Annotated in this window: 14 protein-coding genes; 5 read left to right on the forward strand and 9 right to left on the reverse strand. The window is 44.1% G+C overall.

The features are described 5' to 3' along the window. Nucleotides 1-2,136 (reverse strand): winged helix-turn-helix domain-containing protein, encoded by a 2,136-nt coding sequence (locus CKO50_RS07675; RefSeq protein ID WP_095727670.1) that lies wholly within the window; start codon nt 2,134-2,136, stop codon nt 1-3. Between the two features lie 232 nt (nt 2,137-2,368). Here CKO50_RS07675 and CKO50_RS07680 point away from each other — a divergent pair, with 232 nt between their 5' ends. The 4 genes from CKO50_RS07680 to CKO50_RS07700 all read left to right on the forward strand — a co-directional run bounded on the left by CKO50_RS07680 (nt 2,369) and on the right by CKO50_RS07700 (nt 7,033). Then, complete coding sequence (locus CKO50_RS07680) at nt 2,369-3,208, forward strand: alpha/beta hydrolase (RefSeq protein WP_255229465.1); 840 nt, start codon at nt 2,369-2,371, stop codon at nt 3,206-3,208. Nucleotides 3,209-3,481: 273 nt separating this feature from the next. Continuing rightward, complete coding sequence (locus CKO50_RS07690; protein ID WP_095727673.1) at nt 3,482-4,090, forward strand: hypothetical protein; 609 nt, start codon at nt 3,482-3,484, stop codon at nt 4,088-4,090. A gap of 38 nt (nt 4,091-4,128) precedes the next feature. Next, the gene (locus CKO50_RS07695; RefSeq protein ID WP_095727674.1) at nt 4,129-4,884 is read left to right on the forward strand and encodes a DUF3307 domain-containing protein; all 756 of its coding nucleotides are present in this window, start codon (nt 4,129-4,131) and stop codon (nt 4,882-4,884) included. Between the two features lie 616 nt (nt 4,885-5,500). Then, nucleotides 5,501-7,033 (forward strand): ATP-binding cassette domain-containing protein, encoded by a 1,533-nt coding sequence (locus CKO50_RS07700; protein WP_095727675.1) that lies wholly within the window; start codon nt 5,501-5,503, stop codon nt 7,031-7,033. Between the two features lie 129 nt (nt 7,034-7,162). Here the strand turns inward: CKO50_RS07700 and CKO50_RS07705 are convergent, their stop codons facing one another. The 3 genes from CKO50_RS07705 to CKO50_RS07715 are packed head-to-tail and all read right to left on the reverse strand — an operon-like array spanning nt 7,163 to nt 11,078. Further along, the gene (locus CKO50_RS07705; RefSeq protein ID WP_095727676.1) at nt 7,163-7,990 is read right to left on the reverse strand and encodes a DUF4198 domain-containing protein; all 828 of its coding nucleotides are present in this window, start codon (nt 7,988-7,990) and stop codon (nt 7,163-7,165) included. A gap of 2 nt (nt 7,991-7,992) precedes the next feature. Further along, nucleotides 7,993-9,084 carry a PepSY-associated TM helix domain-containing protein gene (locus CKO50_RS07710; protein ID WP_095727677.1) on the reverse strand — a complete coding sequence of 364 codons (1,092 nt, stop codon included), beginning with the start codon at nt 9,082-9,084 and terminating at the stop codon, nt 7,993-7,995. Continuing rightward, a complete protein-coding gene (locus CKO50_RS07715) occupies nt 9,084-11,078 on the reverse strand; it encodes a ligand-gated channel protein (RefSeq protein WP_095727678.1) in 1,995 nt (664 codons plus the stop codon). Before CKO50_RS07715 ends, CKO50_RS07710 begins: the two co-directional genes overlap by 1 nt. 122 nt (nt 11,079-11,200) lie before the next feature. Here CKO50_RS07715 and CKO50_RS07720 point away from each other — a divergent pair, with 122 nt between their 5' ends. Further along, nucleotides 11,201-12,136, forward strand: coding sequence for a LysR family transcriptional regulator (locus CKO50_RS07720; protein ID WP_095727679.1), 936 nt, complete (start codon nt 11,201-11,203; stop codon nt 12,134-12,136). Between the two features lie 25 nt (nt 12,137-12,161). Here the strand turns inward: CKO50_RS07720 and CKO50_RS07725 are convergent, their stop codons facing one another. The 5 genes from CKO50_RS07725 to betA all read right to left on the reverse strand — a co-directional run bounded on the left by CKO50_RS07725 (nt 12,162) and on the right by betA (nt 17,003). Then, nucleotides 12,162-12,470 (reverse strand): cupin domain-containing protein, encoded by a 309-nt coding sequence (locus CKO50_RS07725; RefSeq protein ID WP_095727680.1) that lies wholly within the window; start codon nt 12,468-12,470, stop codon nt 12,162-12,164. Between the two features lie 291 nt (nt 12,471-12,761). Beyond that, complete coding sequence (locus tag CKO50_RS07730; RefSeq protein ID WP_095727681.1) at nt 12,762-13,145, reverse strand: VOC family protein; 384 nt, start codon at nt 13,143-13,145, stop codon at nt 12,762-12,764. A gap of 107 nt (nt 13,146-13,252) precedes the next feature. Further along, the gene (locus tag CKO50_RS07735; RefSeq protein WP_095727682.1) at nt 13,253-13,954 is read right to left on the reverse strand and encodes a TorF family putative porin; all 702 of its coding nucleotides are present in this window, start codon (nt 13,952-13,954) and stop codon (nt 13,253-13,255) included. Nucleotides 13,955-13,966: 12 nt separating this feature from the next. Then, nucleotides 13,967-15,184, reverse strand: a complete 1,218-nt coding sequence (locus CKO50_RS07740) for a choline transporter (protein WP_095727683.1) — start codon at nt 15,182-15,184, stop codon at nt 13,967-13,969. Nucleotides 15,185-15,335: 151 nt separating this feature from the next. Next, nucleotides 15,336-17,003, reverse strand: coding sequence for a choline dehydrogenase (betA, locus tag CKO50_RS07745; RefSeq protein WP_176474626.1), 1,668 nt, complete (start codon nt 17,001-17,003; stop codon nt 15,336-15,338). Between the last annotated feature and the right edge of the window lie 2 nt (nt 17,004-17,005).

Consider the following 17,005-nt stretch of genomic DNA (forward strand, 5'->3'; position numbering starts at 1 on the left):
CTATTGATTCGCAACCGTAAGCTCTACCACTTCTTTCTTGGCCGATATTCGATTCATCAAAAGCACATCGTTGTCGTTAATGTCGGTGAGATAGTCAACACTGGTAGGCACTTCGCCAAGAACAGTAAACGACGCTTTGTCTAAATTATAGGACCAAAGTTGATTGTCTTCATTGACGCCATATATCCCATTGCCGCGCATTACAAAAGATTTTCCTCTGCCCCCTTGGTTGGTTAGTGCACTGATCCGCTGAGGTTCAACAGCGCCTATTTGCCAAAACTGATCAAGTCTATCTTTATACACAACTTTACCGTGTTCACTTTCAAGTGCCCAAAGCACAGGTCGCTGCGTCAGTATTTGAAACGATTGTTGAGCAAGATCATAAGCTGCTAACTTCATTTCTCCCTTTACCCTAATCTGTGTTAGCGCACGTTGTTTTACACTTTTCCATTGATATAAGCGTAAAACAGGGTAGGTGTGCGGGTAAGATGTCAAGCTACCATCTAAAGCAATTTGCGTCAGTACACCACTGGCACTGACCAATATGCTTTGGCCATCCTCAGCCCAGTGGATCCCGCGAACAAAAGTATCTAAGGGGAAGTTGGTCAGTTGTCGCGTGTTATTGCCATCGCTTAACCACACCTGTTCAGTACCAGAGCGCTCCGACCAAAATGCCACTAAGTCTCCATCAGGCTGAAAAACGGCATAATCTTCACCAAGATTGGTTCGCGCAAAGCTGGTATATGTTTGAGCGCCTTGTGCTAACTGTGTCAGCGGTAATTTGACGATATCGCTGTCGTAAGGCCCTTTGATCATCAGTACACTTTTGCCATCAGGACGAAATTCGGGCTGCCTCATTCGATCTGAAAACGGCAATTGAATTTTACTCACAAGCCCTTCATAAGTCAGGCTAAATAGCTGACGTCCGGTACTAAAAATCAATTGCTGATTGAGTGGGTCAAAACTTGGGTAGATATCGTGAAATTTAGTAATTTCCGGCGGCCGCTGGATCTGGTGGCTAGAGATCAACTCACCGTCAGGTTTTAGCATATCGATATAATGTAGGCCATCTGCATGAATACTACTGACCGCGATTAAATCATCTTGAGGAGAATAGGCGTAATCAATCAACGTCCCCTCTTCTACGGTATAAAGATCAGCACTGCTGTCGCCATCAATGGAATAATTGATCAGCTTCCAGCGTTCGCCTTGTTTTTGCTTCAATACCACATTGCCATCGTTTAGCCAGATAGGCTTATCAACCACTGAGTTTTTACACTGGAGAATTACTTTTGGCTGCTGAGGGCTTTTCAATGCTTTAGTAAAATCGAGTGTTACCAGGTCGTAGCAGCGCTTTTGTGTAACGGGCTCGCTACAAGCGTCGGTGGCCAAAAACAGTAACTGCTCACCATCTTTTGAGAAACTATGCCTGCCGTATGCTCCCCAGCTCTTTGTGAGTAGGATCTCTTGCTGGGTATCCGCCTTTTTTGCCCATATCTTATTATCACAAAACTTATCTAAATAGCGGTGAAAAACAATGTATTGACCATCTGGGGAATAGCTTGCATCAAATTCTTTGTCGTCAGTTGCGGTCAATGAACGTAAGCTATCAAAAGTCAGGGGGGAAGGTTTTTTCATGGAAAAATGTTGATAACTAATGGCTCCAAGCACCATAGTTACAGCAAGTAAAACAAACACATAAAGAATGGGTTTATGTTTATTCTGACTTTGATTGAGGTGTTTATCTTGTTGCACTTCAGGCTCTGGGACTGGCATCACCTCGAGTTGCGGCTCAGTATTCGTCAACGCGTTGGTTTGATCCTCCCAACGTACTTCACACTCTAAGCTATATCCTTTTTTAGCATGGGTTTGAATGTAACCTTGCACCTTACCATCATCCCCAAGCGCTTTTCTCAATTGCGCAATACTGCGCTGCAAAGTGTTAGGAGAGACCACGGTATCTGGCCATACTGCATCAAGCAGAACATCAAGGCTAATCACTTTACCTTGGTTTTGGGCTAAACAAGTTAATACCGCCAGCGCCTTTGGTGCAAGTGTTTGACATTCACCTTGATGTGAAATCTGGTTACGTGATAAATCTACAAAAAAATCACCAACCCAATATTGTTCTACCATAAATCCCCAATATGCCTAGCGCACGCGCTAACAACGCCGATTATTATCATTATTAATATCAGAATAAACCCGAACCAGTTTGAACTCAACAATATAACCAACTGATAAGTTTAGTTTTTTAATACAAAGATAAAATTCAGCACAACATCAAGTGTACGTCATGCTTTTGTGGCTCACGCTGCTAAATTAGTGGCCTTAACTGCTTTAAAAATAACATGAAAGAAGGAAAAATATGATGAAACGTTTGTTGTTTATACTGATATTACTCCTATTTTGTAACTTACTGAATGCAAATGAATTACCGCAATATACAATACCCGGAACGCAAGTTGTGCCACTAAAAGATTCCACTACTGGCCATCAATATGAGCTTTATATCAAGCTGCCAGAAGGATACTCAAAAGATAAAGGTTATCCTGTGCTCTATTTTACAGATGCGATATGGCATATTGAGGCGTTTTCATCCACAACATTTTTTCTATTTGAAGAGATAATTCTCGTCGGTATTTCTTGGCGAAAAAATATTGACCCAACCTTGCTTCAGGAAAAGGGCCCTCATTTTAGCCGCTTCGCAGATTACTCTTTTACTAAGTCTAAAGATGCTGAGCGCCAGCGAAAATATCAATTTGGCCAAGCTGACACTCACACGGCTTTTATTCGCAATCAAGTTATTAAGTATGTTGAAAACAATTACTCAGTAAAACCCAATAGTCGCAGTTATTTTGGCTATTCTCTCGGTGGACTATTTGGCGCCTATATACTGCTCACCAAACCAGACACCTTTGACAACTATATGCTAGGCAGTCCATCAGTCAGACAACTGGATGCGCTAAAAGCACTCTCTAGCTCCAAACAACCACTCAAAGGAAAAGTGTTTATCTCTGTTGGTAAAGAAGAACAGAAGTTAGCACCGCAAATCGACGCATTTATCGACTACCTAAAAAGTAAACAAAGTGACGACCTATCACTACACAAAACAGTGCCCTATGGTACACATCAAACCGCTTTCCCTGAAACTGCAGTACATAGTATCAATTGGTTAAAGTCTATTTATGGGAGTAGTCAGGAATAAAGTGACACCCATGCCGCACTAAGGATAATGCAACAAAAAACTTAAAAATCAACACTTTAAATTTTAAAGATGTAAGTTTTAGAGCTACTAGTAAAGGTCCATTTCTCACATCAATGGAAGCTTTGTCTGCCTCCACCCCAGCGTTCGCTTTGGTAAAATACTGCCAAAGCGAACAAAACTTACCGGCTGCTTGCTTTTTATCCAGCTTCATACCAAAATCAATGTAACCAATATCAGTTACTTACTTAAATGTAACCAAATTAAGTTACCTTTATGACATCAATACCTCAAGGTGCGGTGATCACAGCAGACATTGTCGGCTCACAATCGCTGTCACAACTACAACTTACAAGGCTGCAAAGCGAGTTAAAGGATTACTTAGCTGAAATAGCGACTGTGGAACAGAGCTATTATAGTTTTTACCGCGGCGACGGCTTTCAGCTTGTGTTGCCAGATGCTACGAAACTGTTCAATGTGGCATTACAGCTACGGTTGTTTTTAATTAGCCGACATAGCGATGCTAGACTCAGCCTTGCGGTCGGTGAAGTTAATATCACAGCAGCAGATTTATCAACCGCAACAGGTGCTGCGCTGGTACTTGCGGGCCGAGGGTTGGACGCAATTGGACAAGCAAGACTCAGGTATAACAATGACAGTAATGCCCACTTTGCACTAAATCTGGCATTTGTGGATTTATTACTTTCGAACTTAACCCAAAAACAAGCAGAGGCCGCTTTTATTCATATTTCACACCCTAACTTGAGCCATGCCGATATCGCAAAACAACTCAGCACCAGTCGGGTGAACGTGACTAAGTTACTCAATAGCGCACACTATGCTTTATTAGACCAATTTTTAGCAATTGCACGCTCACACCAATAGTCGAATGCTCAACACTTAAATATCACGAGGTGGACTTAATGAACGAATGGCAAGTATTGTTATTGTGGTTAGTAATAGGCCACACAATCACTGACTTTTACCTCCAACCTATGAGCTGGGTGCATGACAGAAATACCCGTCACTATAAGTCCATCAAGTTGTTGTGGCATAGTGTCGCGCATGGCGGGGCTGCACTTGCAATCATCCTACTTTGGCAGTCGACTTTGTTTTGGGGAGCACAGTGGAATGCGCTGCTCTTTGCGCTAGCGGTAGGTATTAGCCACTATTGTATCGACTTAGCTAAATCCTATTCTAACAAAGGCGTTATTCCTTTTGTGCTAGATCAATGTGCACATATTGTCATATTAGTGGCCGTCACTTGGCAAATTGCTGAACCTGAAATTGCACTCAGTGCCTTTGCAAAGCCTTTTGCCAATGTCCAGCTGCTAATATTGGTTGTGGGCTATTTAATGGTATTGCATCCTGCATCGATATTCACCAGCATGCTGCTTGAGCGTTGGCAACTCAATAATTTAGCTCTTGATAGCCTGCCGCAAGCAGGAAGTTTAATCGGTCAACTTGAACGTGTATTACTACTAAGCTGTGTGTTACTGGATAGCTGGGCTGCTATCGGCTTTATTCTCGCCGCTAAATCGGTATTTCGCTTTGGCGATCTAACCCAAAGCCAAGACAGAAAGCTCACCGAATACGTGATGTTGGGCACGCTTGTCAGTGTGTTGCTGGCACTTGTGGTCGGCGTCTTAATCAAACCATTTATGCCCATTCAATTGTAATTTAATCCATTCCGCGCCTTGACATTTAATCTAGGGTCTGTGTATCTTTCAAGTTTGTTTTTGCAGCAGTTTGATTGGTATTGATACAAGGCAGAGCCAGCGTAGCATAGTTGCTCTATGTAAGTCAGGCGATAAAGACTTTATGCTCCTGCAAAGTCACCTTACTCCACATCCTTGTGGGGCAACACAGAGAAAATGCCAATCAAGCGCAGCCCTTTGGGTTCACCTGAGTGCGCTTTGTTCATTGTTGCTCAACTTTTGCCTAGATTACTAGGCGGCAAGTCGAGCGTCGCGACCAAAACACACTCAGGAGAACAAAAGTCAAACAGCAAAGATCAACAGGCCCTTGTGCCTGCAAAATAAACATAGGCACGATTTATCGCTAATTATTTGCCTCTATTCGTTTTATTTCCTCATTAGGAGTTGCCATCACAATGAATAACTAAGCCCTTTGTAACTGACGAACTTATTATTAATTTCCAGTGCAAGGCTTATGGTTATCTTTGAGGCTTCTCAGACTAATTTATAGACTCTCATTTTCTATTTTACTGTTTATGGCTTTTACGAGTCTTTGTGCCTTTAGCCTTTTGCACTGCTGCAACTAGGAGCAGTAATTATGCCTTGGATACAGTTAAAACAAGCAAACTTGACGCTTGCAAATGGTCACTGTTTATTTTGCGATGTCGACTTAACAATAGAGCGACAGTTTATTGCGATAACAGGCCCAAATGGGGCGGGCAAATCACACTTACTCAAAGCCCTATCCGGTGAACAGCCTCTAACCTCGGGTGAGCACCAAAGTCATGGGAAATGCTTTTATCTCCCACAAGATGCGACCAGCCGCTTTACCACCGTTTCTGAACTACTCGGACTTGAAGAGAAGCGAGTAGCGCTGCATCGAGCCCATCAGGGGTTAGCCTCTGAGCACGATTTTGAATTAATCTCAGATGATTGGCAGTTAGAAACAACTTGGCAAGCAACACTTGCGCCACTAGAACTCACTTTGGAAACCCCCTTTACAAGGCTTAGTCCAGGAGAGCGAATGCGTGTTTATATTGAGATACTACAATCTCAGCCTGCAATCCTATTACTGGATGAGCCGAGTAACCACATGGACAGCAACAATAAGCACTGGCTAGCTGAGCAGCTAAAGCACCACAAACATGGTGTGGTTGCCGTCACACACGATCCTATTTTATTGGATGCAGCCGACCATATACTGCACATAAAACAGGGGGAGCTAACTCATCACTCGCTTGGGTTTGACGCCTTCAGAGAAGCGCTACTTCAAACTCAAGCTCGACAAAAACAACAACACTTGGCAAATCGCGCAGCACAAAAAGCACTTAAACAAGCCATGATTGCAGCGGATCTGCAACATCAACGGCAGGAGAATAAAGGAAAAGCACAAGTGCGCGCTGGTAGCCAAAGTAAACTGGTTGCTGACTTTAAGTCAGACAGAGGAAGTAAGCGTCATGCCGGACAAACCCATAAAATTCAGCAAGCTCAAGATAGGGTTAAGAAAAATGCAGTTTACTATCGAGAAGACAAACAGCAGTTTCATTTTAATTCAGCTCTGCGAGCGAAAGAAAAGATCCGCTTATGCGAAGCCGAATTGTGCTTTGGACCAGAAAAGACAGTGAACCTTTTTGCGGATACAACACAAAAGCTCAGGATAATAGGAGACAACGGCATCGGAAAATCGACCTTGCTTAAAACCCTTGCGGGTAAGCTAGAGTTAAAACGCGGAGAAATCCAGCGCCCAACAACATCTGTTTACTTAGATCAGCATTGTGCTTGGCTTGAGCAGGGCGCTTGCATTTTAGATATTGCCGAGCGCTTACTTGATACGCCACATCATAATATAATCACCAGCTTTGCAAGCGTTGGTCTTAAGCTTGATCAGATTTCAGGGCCTATTACGAGCCTCAGTGGTGGCGAGAGAATGAAAGCGGCCATCATACTGGCAGTGCAACTGCAAGGCTTTTTACTGCTTGACGAGCCGGATAATCACCTCGACCTTGAAGCACAAGGAGAGCTTGCTGCCATGCTCAATCAACTTCCTTGTGGATTTATACTGGTCTCTCACAATGAGTATTTTTGCACTCAGCTTACCAACATAAAAGCGCTACTACTGCGTGATCAATAATTATAGAAAGAAGAAAAGGGGGAGGAAGGAACGCCTCCCCCTTTGGGCACTTAGTGGCGTCTCTGTTATGACCACTAAATAAAATAGGCTGAGACGACTGCACGTCTCAAACCACATGGGGACGGTTAGTTAAAGCGGTAATACCTCGAGGGTCGTGACATAGCTGCCGGCACGTTTTGTGGCGGGTGCTTGTGCTTTGTCGTCTTCATATTCCACTTCAAACCAATACATGCCTGGCTCAGATAATGTTAGCGTCACTTCACCTTTGGCATTTGTTGTATATTTGCTTGGTTGACTATTATCACGGTACTTTTCATCCTGACGCACTACTATCACTTCTGCCCCGTTGGCAGGTTCACCATCCATCGTATACTGCAAGGTAATTGGTTCACCGGTGTACAAATCATTAGGGTGAGTAACCGGATTTAGTTCTAGCCCTTTGCCAGTTGGCTTAAGCGCGGTGTTATTTGGTGCGCCCAAAGTTACAAAGACTTCTAATCGTCTTGCAACGTCGGTCACACTTAAATCTTTTGCCGTTTTTGGTACTTCTTTGTTAAAGGCCTCTACCGAACCAATTTTACCGCGTCCTGGCCAGTAATGCTTTTCACCATTTTCATCAGTCCAGCGCGCCACCAGCGAGCGACTTTGATTAAACACTTTGTAAGTGCCTTGCTGATTGAGCTCAATGTCGAACACACTACGATACTTAAGTTTTGCGGCGTTCTTAAGCTCAACCTTACTTCCAGAAGGAGACAGTGCTGATAGGCGCTCTAGTGGATAAGCATAATGATCTGGGTTAAAGATCCCATTGGCGATGGCTGCATCAAACGTGATCCATTCGCTGTCACCAGACACCACGGTGGTACTTGGCTTTATCCATACTCGGTGTGCTTCACTTAACGGGCTATATGCGGCTAAGGCAACTAAGACACCAGAAACTAACGTTGAAATTTTCACGATTAAGGCTCCATTGTTAAAATTGTTGTAGCGAGTTCAGATTTACCTTCTGCAATCACAGTGACAGGCGCAGTGATAGGTAAGGTCACTGGCAGTTTCAATACTTCACGACCTCCAAGCTCACGAGCAGCCTCTACAAACAGCGTGTATTCACCCGCAGGTAAAGCTTTAAACTCATCGCGCCAAGGGGTTAAATCAATTTTTGCCGTACCTGGACGCCTTGTAGCACCAGTCACGCCATCTACAGGCATGGATAGGCTACGGCCGCTTCTACGCCACCAAAGGCGTAAGTCTTTTAACCACTTTTCACCTTCTTTATCCGCCATATTAACGTCATACCAAACGGCAATATCGGCAACTCGCTGTTGTTTGCTGTCTGCCAGCCATACTGCTACATAAGGTGGGTGATATTCCGCAACGTTTAAGCGCGGGATCGTGATTTCAACTTCATCAGCTTTAGCGTGCGCGGGTACCATCAGCACTAAAACAGGTAATACAAAGCCTGCTGCTACGAGCGGCCAAGTCGACTTTCTTCCTCGAGAATGCTTGTATAAAAGCCATAACCCTGTGAGTGAAAACACTACACAAGCTACTGAAAACACATCAATAAACATACGCCATGCAAATCCTGTATTACGCCCTTTGTGAAGATCGTTAAGGTATGATACCCAACCACGATCCGTGATCTCTTGATAAAACTCACCGCTATCAAGGGCGATGCTAAACCAGCCATCGCCACCAGCTCTTGGCAGCGCAACATACAATTCGTACTCACTCCACTGCACTTGCTGTAGTGCAGGTAACGCCGAGCCTGTGTGTGACTGATACCAAGATTGAAAGCTGTGTGGCAGCGCTGTTTGCTCTGCCGCCGCGTTAAGCTGGGTCAACAGAGCGCTTGGCAGCACAGCTTCTTTAGCATATGTGGTCGGTGCAGCTTCTATCTGGCTTGCGTGATTTAAGGTGATCCCAGTCACGGCAAACAGCAGCATTCCCACCAAACACACGGCAGAGCTCATCCAATGCCAAGTGCGCCAATCAAACAGCTTTTTAAGCCGCCGATTCGACGACTTAGCCGCTGAGCGAGCTCGTATCATTAAAAGCTCCACGCCAATGAAGCCCAATAGCGACGACCATCTTCAAAGTAGCCGTATTCTGCTTCGGTAATTTCTTCATCGAAAAGGTTGTAAACCCCAAACCCAAGCTTGATCGCTTCGTTCAGCTGATAATTTGCACCTAAATCAGTTAGGTTATACGAAGGTGCGACTAAGCTACTTTGAGAAGGCCCAGTTACAGGCTGGCTTTCTTCACCACGATAATGGAAGCGTAACCACGTGCTCAGCTCATCCGAATACTGATAATTAAGCGAAGTTTGGAACAAATGTTTAGGTAACTGATTTAATGGACTACCAGCATACACTCCGGTTTTTTGCTCCGAGTCTGTGTAGGTATAGTTTGCGCTAAGCTTTAGCTTTTCAGTCAATTGACCCGAGAAACTAACTTCACCACCTTGGGTTACGGCTTCATCAACGTTGACATAGGTTGTCGGTAACGAGCCAAACTCGTTAGGACCGTCTGTGCATTGAGTTAGTGGACATGAAACACGCGAAATTTTATCGTCAAACTCGTTATAGAATACCGTTGCCGAGGTGCTGATCCCTTTAGCAAGCTCGACATATAAACCTAGCTCATAGTTAATTGAGGTTTCGGGGCTTAAATCTGGATTTCCATAAATATTACCACCACGACTCACTTGGCCCCATGCCGCCGTACTTTGGCGCAAGTTCGGCGCTCTAAAGCCAGTTGAGATCCCACCTTTGACCGTCACCGTGTCTGATGCAGTATAAACACCGTATAAACGCGGGCTAACATGGCCGCCAAAGTTACCGTCTTTGTCGTAGCGTAAGCCCATAGTCAGGGCAAATGGCTCAACGATGCGCCATTCATCCTCAGCAAATACTGACCACTGATCGTTGTCGACTTGCTGTAAATCACTAATGCGGTTACTGGTTTTGTCGGTCAAGTCTTCATTGAGGTAAGCAACACCGATTGAGCTAGTATGAGACTCGCCAAGCGGTAACGTCCAAAGAGACTGGAAGTCTACGTTTTTAACCGTCATCTCACGAGATTTATTATCAAACTCTTCATGTTTTAAGTAACTACGAGAGCTACCAAATGACCAATAACCGTTATGTGTCAAAGAGATTGATTCACTATCGTATTCGGTTGTGGTGGACTCAGGACAGCCTCGACGGCCACACGGTTCACCTGGCGCAAGCGGTGCCACTGTTTTACCTAACGTTGCATCAAGCGTTTGAGAGGCAATACCATAATCCAATAACCATTCGTGTTCATCTGACGGTGTATAGGCCAGTTTTACCTTCAACGTATCGGCATCGCGACCTCTAAAGCCAGACACGATTTCGTCTTCGTCTCTGTGCGTAGTTTGACCGTAAATTTGTACCCCTAAGGTATCTTTGATTAACGAGCCTGCAGCAAAGAAATTAGCCTGATAGATATCACCTGATCGACTGTTTTCTTGGCTGGTTGCGTCAACTCTGACTTCTCCATGCCACTCGTCAGGCGTTTTTTTAGTGATAATGTTAATTACGCCGCCAATTGCATCAGAGCCATACAGCGAAGACATAGGCCCGCGCACAACTTCAATGCGTTCGATGGCAGCAACAGGAGGCGTCCATGCACCTTCAACACCAGGGCCGTCACTATTTGGCCGAGTCTCACGCGAACTTTGTCTTTGCCCGTCGACTAAGATAAGCGTGTACTGACTGCCCATGCCGCGAAGGCTAATATCTTCCCTGTCTCCGCCTCCAGTTACTACAACTCCGGGAACATCTGTCATGGCATCGGTAAGGTCTCGATAAAAGCGCTGCTGTAGCTCTTTTTGATTGATAACGCTAACAGACGCCGGCGCATTTTTTAGCAGTTGCTCAAATCCAGAAGCGGATACAACGATCACTTCCACCTCTTCTTTTATTTCTGATTTTGCATCACTTTGCGCAAGTGAGGAAAAAGGCAGGGCTGCTGCAACAGCTAAAGAGAGTGGCGCCAAACTACGACAGGCCATCAACATCGAGAAACCTCCATGATAGAATACAAGATAAATAACAATTATTTTCATTTGTAATGGTATGATGATTGCGTATTTTGGAGCAATGCGGTTTTTCTTAAAGGTATTTTAAGTAGGTCTTAACAATGAATCAGAAATTGACTCGCGGACTTAAAGTGTTCGCAAAAACAGTAGAAGCTGGCAGTATGAGTAAAGCTGCTGACTTATTGCATATGACCACCTCGGCCGTCAGCCAGCAGATCAGCAAATTAGAGCAAGACATAGGCCTAAGCTTATTTAATCGAAATACTCGTAACCTAACACTCACTGAAGCGGGCTCTATCTATTACAAATCCGCGATACAAATACTGCAAACCGCAGAACAGGCAGAGCATGAACTTGAGTTATTACAACATACACCGTCTGGCATATTGAAGATTTCTGCCCCCATCGGATTTGGAGGAGGGCTACTCAGTAAGCCTCTACGCTACTTAAGTGAACAATTTCCACAAATAAAGGTCGATTTAATCCTAACCGACGAGCCCATTGACATCATTACTGAGGGCGTCGACTTAGCTATCTGTATAGGCCCTTTACAAGACTCAAACCTTATTGCCCGTCATCTTGCTGACTGGCAACTGATCCCCTGTGTCAGTTGCCACCATCCACTGGCACAACTCAATATATCGCATCCAGACAGCTTAGCGCCTCACGCTTTGATTGGTCACTCGAGTAGTAAACAAAACCCTTACCATTTAAGCCACCAACAAACCCATCAACAAGTGGCGCTGCCAACAGCGCGTTTTATGGTAAATAATATGCAGGCGTGTATTCAGCTCACTCTAGATGGCATAGGCTATGGAGTATTACCTGAACCAGAAATTAGGCACCACCTTTCATCTGGTAGACTAAAGAGATTGTGTGCTGAGTGGTCATTGAGAGAATATAGCGTTTATGCCGTCACGCCGCATCGCAATACTGTTGCAGCAAAAACAACCGCTGCGATTGAAAGCCTAAAACAGTGGTTTACCCAAGTTTCCAACGACAACCAAGTGTTTGTTGGCGACTTTAGCTTTATCTAAGCCTGGTTTTGCTACTCTTTAAAGCTCAATAAAAAATAGCAAGCCAAATGGTTGGCTCTGAAGTGTCTGTATAACTTACTTTATGTTTTTGATGTGCGGGAATATTAAGACTATCACCCGCTTGTAAGGTGATAGTCTTGCCATCCTCAAAGGTTAGCTCGCCACAGCCCTCTAATACCAGCACCCATTCATTTTCATCTTGGTCGTAATACCCAGAGCTTGGAGAGGTATGACCGTTCGATACTATCCGTTCAATACGAATATTTGGATGAGACAGCACCGTTTCAAAAATTTCTTCGGTTAAATCAGCTGGAATATCTTTTAGAAAGTTCATAGGCTTGAAACTAGCAATTAGTCAACGATAGAGAAATAATTTGCCGCAACAGCACATCCGTTTATCTGGTAACGGCAAATTGGGAGAATGGTACAACTTGATCTGTAGAAATGTTCAATACATCGTTCTCAATCTTTCAAAACAATCCATCAGGCGATTGGTGAAAAATCCCCTAACTTAAGCGACTCCACTCGGACTTCTTACCTAGTTGTACAGTCACTATTAAAGTTACACAATTCAACAATGTTTGTAAAACAAAATTTAACATTAAATAAACAAGATGGCGGTTTACTAAACCCCTTTGAGCTCTACACGCCAAGGAGGGTACAGTCGATTTTCACCAGCCCAGTACAATTTGATCTTATTTCCTGCGGGGTCAAACAGTATCGCTTCTCGCCACAGATAGCGCTGCGCTGTCGGCAGTTGCTCAAATATGATACCCCGAGCCTCGAGCTCAGAAACCCACTCATCTAACTGTTCATGTTCAAAGTAAATAACTGCACCATTGTTGATGGGAGGCGTTTCTAGTGACAGGGAAAAGGTTGCATTACCTTCAAGACATTCAAATCGAGCATAATGCAGCGTATCAACAATTTGAGTAAAGCCTAGCGTTCGATAGAATTGACAAGCTGCTGTCATATCATCGACAGGCAGCGTAACTTGATTAAGGTTCATGATGGTTTTTCTTACTACAGTGAGCTTTTTAAAACATTCTGCCTTAAACGCAAAAAAATACCAGCCTAGGTTAGGCTGGTATTACAATCATCGCACCTTAATACAGGTTACAAATCAAATGTTCGCGACACAGAAAGTACAATCCGTTCATCAGCCGTATCCCAATCTAAGCTCGTGTTTTCAGCCGCCACTTCAATATCAAACCCTTTAAATGCAGTTTGGTAAGCAAGGCGATAGTGATTGTAAGATTTATCGTTACCATCCCACGTATATTTATCGCCATCCAATGAATTGGAGATATCAAAGCTTGCTCTTAGTGCATGACCTTCTGCAATTTCAAAAGTATGTGCTACCATCGCAATAGTATGGCCCGCTTCGGTACCGAAATAATCCCAGCTGTACCAAAAATTAAACTCAGTTTGGCCAAGGTCACTCGCGTAACCAAACTTAGTATAGATCTCTGGATAGTTACCATCGCTTGAGCTGTCACTACCATGGTAAGAATAGTAAGCAATACCATAGTCTAGACTCCAGCTCTGGTTCAGCTCAATGAAGCGACCAACGTAAAAGTCCCACTCTAGATCTGTGTCACCACCAAAATCGACATTAGATGCCCAGCTTCCCGCATATACACCATTTGAAAAGGCTTTATCTATACTGCCTTGAAGCGCTGGGTCATTTTGCGTTTGACTCACACCGTTAAAGGTATAATCAGATGCACCTGTAAGCGTTGCAGACCAGTCTGCCGCTGCATAGTTAGATGCAAGTGCAAGAGGGAGTGCACAAAGTGTTTTCTTTAAGGTTGTCATGTAGTTGTATCCCTAGTTTACTGATTCAATTTTTCTAAAGTCGATAAGATTGTCTTTTGGCGAGCTATCAATCTTACTCACGGTTTTGTATTTACTATAAGCAATGTAACCAAAACATGAGAAGAACAAGCCTATGACTAACGCACCAACCCATTGGATCTGTAAAAAGTTTAGTTTAAATAACAGCGTAAGCAGTGATAACGCCACGATATTAAATAAAATATAGTTTCTTTTTCCTAAACGGCTAACTGTAAGGTTTAGGTTGTCTGTATATAGGCGGATCAAAGAGTCGAGTGAGTTAATCACAAACACCACGCCAACAAAGACCATTGCAAAGTTTCTAATACCCGCGGTAGGGATCCCAGCCTCATGGTAGTGATAAAGCACACTAAACCATGCTGCGATTGGAATAGACGGGAAAATCAACATCGCCGCTAGCACTTGATAGGTTTTCAAGCCACCGACAAAACGCGATGTGAATTGCCCTATCATGATGCTCCACGCAAACCACCAAAACAGATAAAACTCGTGATAGTCATTCAGTGGCAACACAAACTGATCTAAATTGGTAAAGTAACCGCCGATCAGTGCCAAATTGTTGGTATAGCTCGACATTGCACTGTCACCAAAGACAAACGCTGACGCCCACATAAAGGCGATTAAACCGATAAAGACCCATGTTGTCGTGATACTTAAAAAACGTACGTACTTCAGGCTAGTGCTTGAGTAAACCGCAAAGGCGATCGCCGCAAACACAATCAGATAGAAACTAGGAATAATCGACTCACCGTCGCCTAAACTGGGTAAATACCAAGGTAAATTAGACAACAATAAGAATGCGGTAAACGCACAAGTACCGATAATAACTAGGTTATTAATGAATTTAACCCAAGGAATTTCAAAGAATTTCACCTTGGGTTCTATTACGCAGAAATAAAAGCACGTAAGAAAGTAGAACCCCCAGATTAAAAATCCCCAAAAACCAAACTCTATGGCCAGCGGATTAGTAAACGCATACTCTGGGCTTGCTTTTATGTCTGCGTAACCCGCAAACTCCGTAAGCGGAAACATGATGAGGCCAACATCTAGGCCAGAAGTAAATAAGATTGCAATAAAAGTGAACGTTTTAACCGGTGTAACACCAACGCACTGTAAATTCCCCCACTTCAATAAGATAAAGGCAATTGCCAATAGGGTGAAAATGATGCCTGCACTAAGCCATACTGTCATTGTCACCCTCCCAAAATTGATAGAAGTAACTCATTTTTTCTCCGTTGTTTTTATTTACATTATTCCCGCATTAACGCAGTGCAAACGATTTGCACTGCGTGCCACTGCAGGTCTCATATGGGACACGAACTTTCCCATACGAGTGGCGAAACTAGATCTCCGAACTACGTTGAACCTGTTGCCAGTTTTGTGTCATAGCAACGTTTGCTCCCTCAGCGGCAAGTGGTGAATTGCCTAAAATCATATCCGCTGCTTTTTCCGCGACCATAATAGTCGGCGCGTTGAGGTTGCCATTTGGAATGGTTGGGAAGATAGATGAATCCACAACGCGTAGCCCCTTTACACCGCGCACACGGGTTTGCGAGTCTACAACCGCCATTTCATCCTCACCCATTTTGCATGAACAAGAAGGGTGGTAAGCACTCTCTACCGCTTGACGCACAAAGGCATCAATTTCTTCATCGGTTTGGATATGCTCACCAGGTTGGATCTCGCTCTGCCTAAAGTCATCAAACGCACTTTGCTCGATGATTTCACGAGTCAACCTGACACATGCTCTAAACCCTTCGATGTCTTCTTGTTCTGCCAGATAATTAAACTGTATTTTAGGCGCAACCGTTGGATCTGCTGATTTAATCGTTACTTCACCACGGCTCTTTGGTTTATTGTGGCCGACATGAACTTGGAATCCATGACCATCAAAGGCACTCTTACCATCGTAGCGAATCGCCGCAGGTAAAAAGTGGTACTGAAGATCTGGCCACTCAACGCCCGCTTTCGAACGAATAAAAGCACAAGACTCAAAGTGGTTAGTCGCGCCAAGACCTGACTTATCAAGTAACCATCTTGCACCGATCAAGCCTTTAGAAATTAACCCCAACTTGCCATTCAAGGTGATAGGCTGCTTACACTTGTATTGGAAATAAAACTCCAAGTGATCTTGAAGGTTTTTGCCCACTCCGGGTAAATGGTGTTTTACTTCAACGCCTGCGGCAGTCAACGCTTCTTTATCGCCAATGCCAGATAATTGTAATAAGTGCGGTGAACCGATTGAACCTGCACTTAGGATCACTTCCTTCGCTGCATTCGCTGTTTTCAGGTTTCCTTTCACACTGTATTCAACGCCTGTAGCGGTTTTGCCATCTAACAGTACTTTTTGTACCAAGGCACCCGTGACTATGGTGAGGTTACTGCGATGTTTAATTGGATCTAAATAGGCGCGACTTGATGAACAACGCTTACCACCTTTTACGGTCATATGCATTGGCCCAAAACCTTCTTGCTGCTCACCGTTATAGTCTTTAGTAAACGCATAACCCGCTTGCTCACCGGCGCTAATAAAGGCGCGATAGAGCGGGTTTGCCATTTCATTACCATTATTGGTGCCAAGCGGACCTTGCTCACCACGGTATTCATCGCCACCTAAATACCAAGATTCAGCGCGCTTGAAGTAAGGCAAACAAGACTGATAATCCCAACCTTGTGCACCACTGTCTTGCCACTCGTCAAAGTCTTTAGCATGACCTCGAACGTACACCATGCCATTGATTGACGATGAACCACCAAGCACCTTGCCGCGAGGGCAATGCATAACGCGATTATCTAAGTGCGGCTCGGGCTCAGTATGGAACTGCCAAGCGTATTTATCGGTATTCATTGGAATAGATAGCGCGGTTGGCATCTGAATAAAAATACTCTTATCACTACCGCCAGTTTCGAGTAATAGTACTTTGTGCGCTGGATTTTCCGATAGGCGGTTTGCAAGCACACAGCCTGCAGAACCAGCACCTACGACAATATAATCAAAATCAGTCATCATAC

Source organism: Pseudoalteromonas sp. HM-SA03, assembly GCF_002289345.1.
GTDB lineage: Bacteria > Pseudomonadota > Gammaproteobacteria > Enterobacterales > Alteromonadaceae > Pseudoalteromonas.

Coding starts and splice junctions, on each gene's coding strand:
- CKO50_RS07675 (WP_095727670.1), bottom strand. CDS start 2,136: ATGGTAGAACAATATTGGGTTGGTGATTTTTTTGTAGATTTATCACGT.
- CKO50_RS07680 (WP_255229465.1), top strand. CDS start 2,369: ATGATGAAACGTTTGTTGTTTATACTGATATTACTCCTATTTTGTAAC.
- CKO50_RS07690 (WP_095727673.1), top strand. CDS start 3,482: ATGACATCAATACCTCAAGGTGCGGTGATCACAGCAGACATTGTCGGC.
- CKO50_RS07695 (WP_095727674.1), top strand. CDS start 4,129: ATGAACGAATGGCAAGTATTGTTATTGTGGTTAGTAATAGGCCACACA.
- CKO50_RS07700 (WP_095727675.1), top strand. CDS start 5,501: ATGCCTTGGATACAGTTAAAACAAGCAAACTTGACGCTTGCAAATGGT.
- CKO50_RS07710 (WP_095727677.1), bottom strand. CDS start 9,084: ATGATACGAGCTCGCTCAGCGGCTAAGTCGTCGAATCGGCGGCTTAAA.
- CKO50_RS07715 (WP_095727678.1), bottom strand. CDS start 11,078: ATGTTGATGGCCTGTCGTAGTTTGGCGCCACTCTCTTTAGCTGTTGCA.
- CKO50_RS07720 (WP_095727679.1), top strand. CDS start 11,201: ATGAATCAGAAATTGACTCGCGGACTTAAAGTGTTCGCAAAAACAGTA.
- CKO50_RS07725 (WP_095727680.1), bottom strand. CDS start 12,470: ATGAACTTTCTAAAAGATATTCCAGCTGATTTAACCGAAGAAATTTTT.
- CKO50_RS07730 (WP_095727681.1), bottom strand. CDS start 13,145: ATGAACCTTAATCAAGTTACGCTGCCTGTCGATGATATGACAGCAGCT.
- CKO50_RS07735 (WP_095727682.1), bottom strand. CDS start 13,954: ATGACAACCTTAAAGAAAACACTTTGTGCACTCCCTCTTGCACTTGCA.
- CKO50_RS07740 (WP_095727683.1), bottom strand. CDS start 15,184: ATGACAGTATGGCTTAGTGCAGGCATCATTTTCACCCTATTGGCAATT.
- betA (WP_176474626.1), bottom strand. CDS start 17,003: ATGATGACTGATTTTGATTATATTGTCGTAGGTGCTGGTTCTGCAGGC.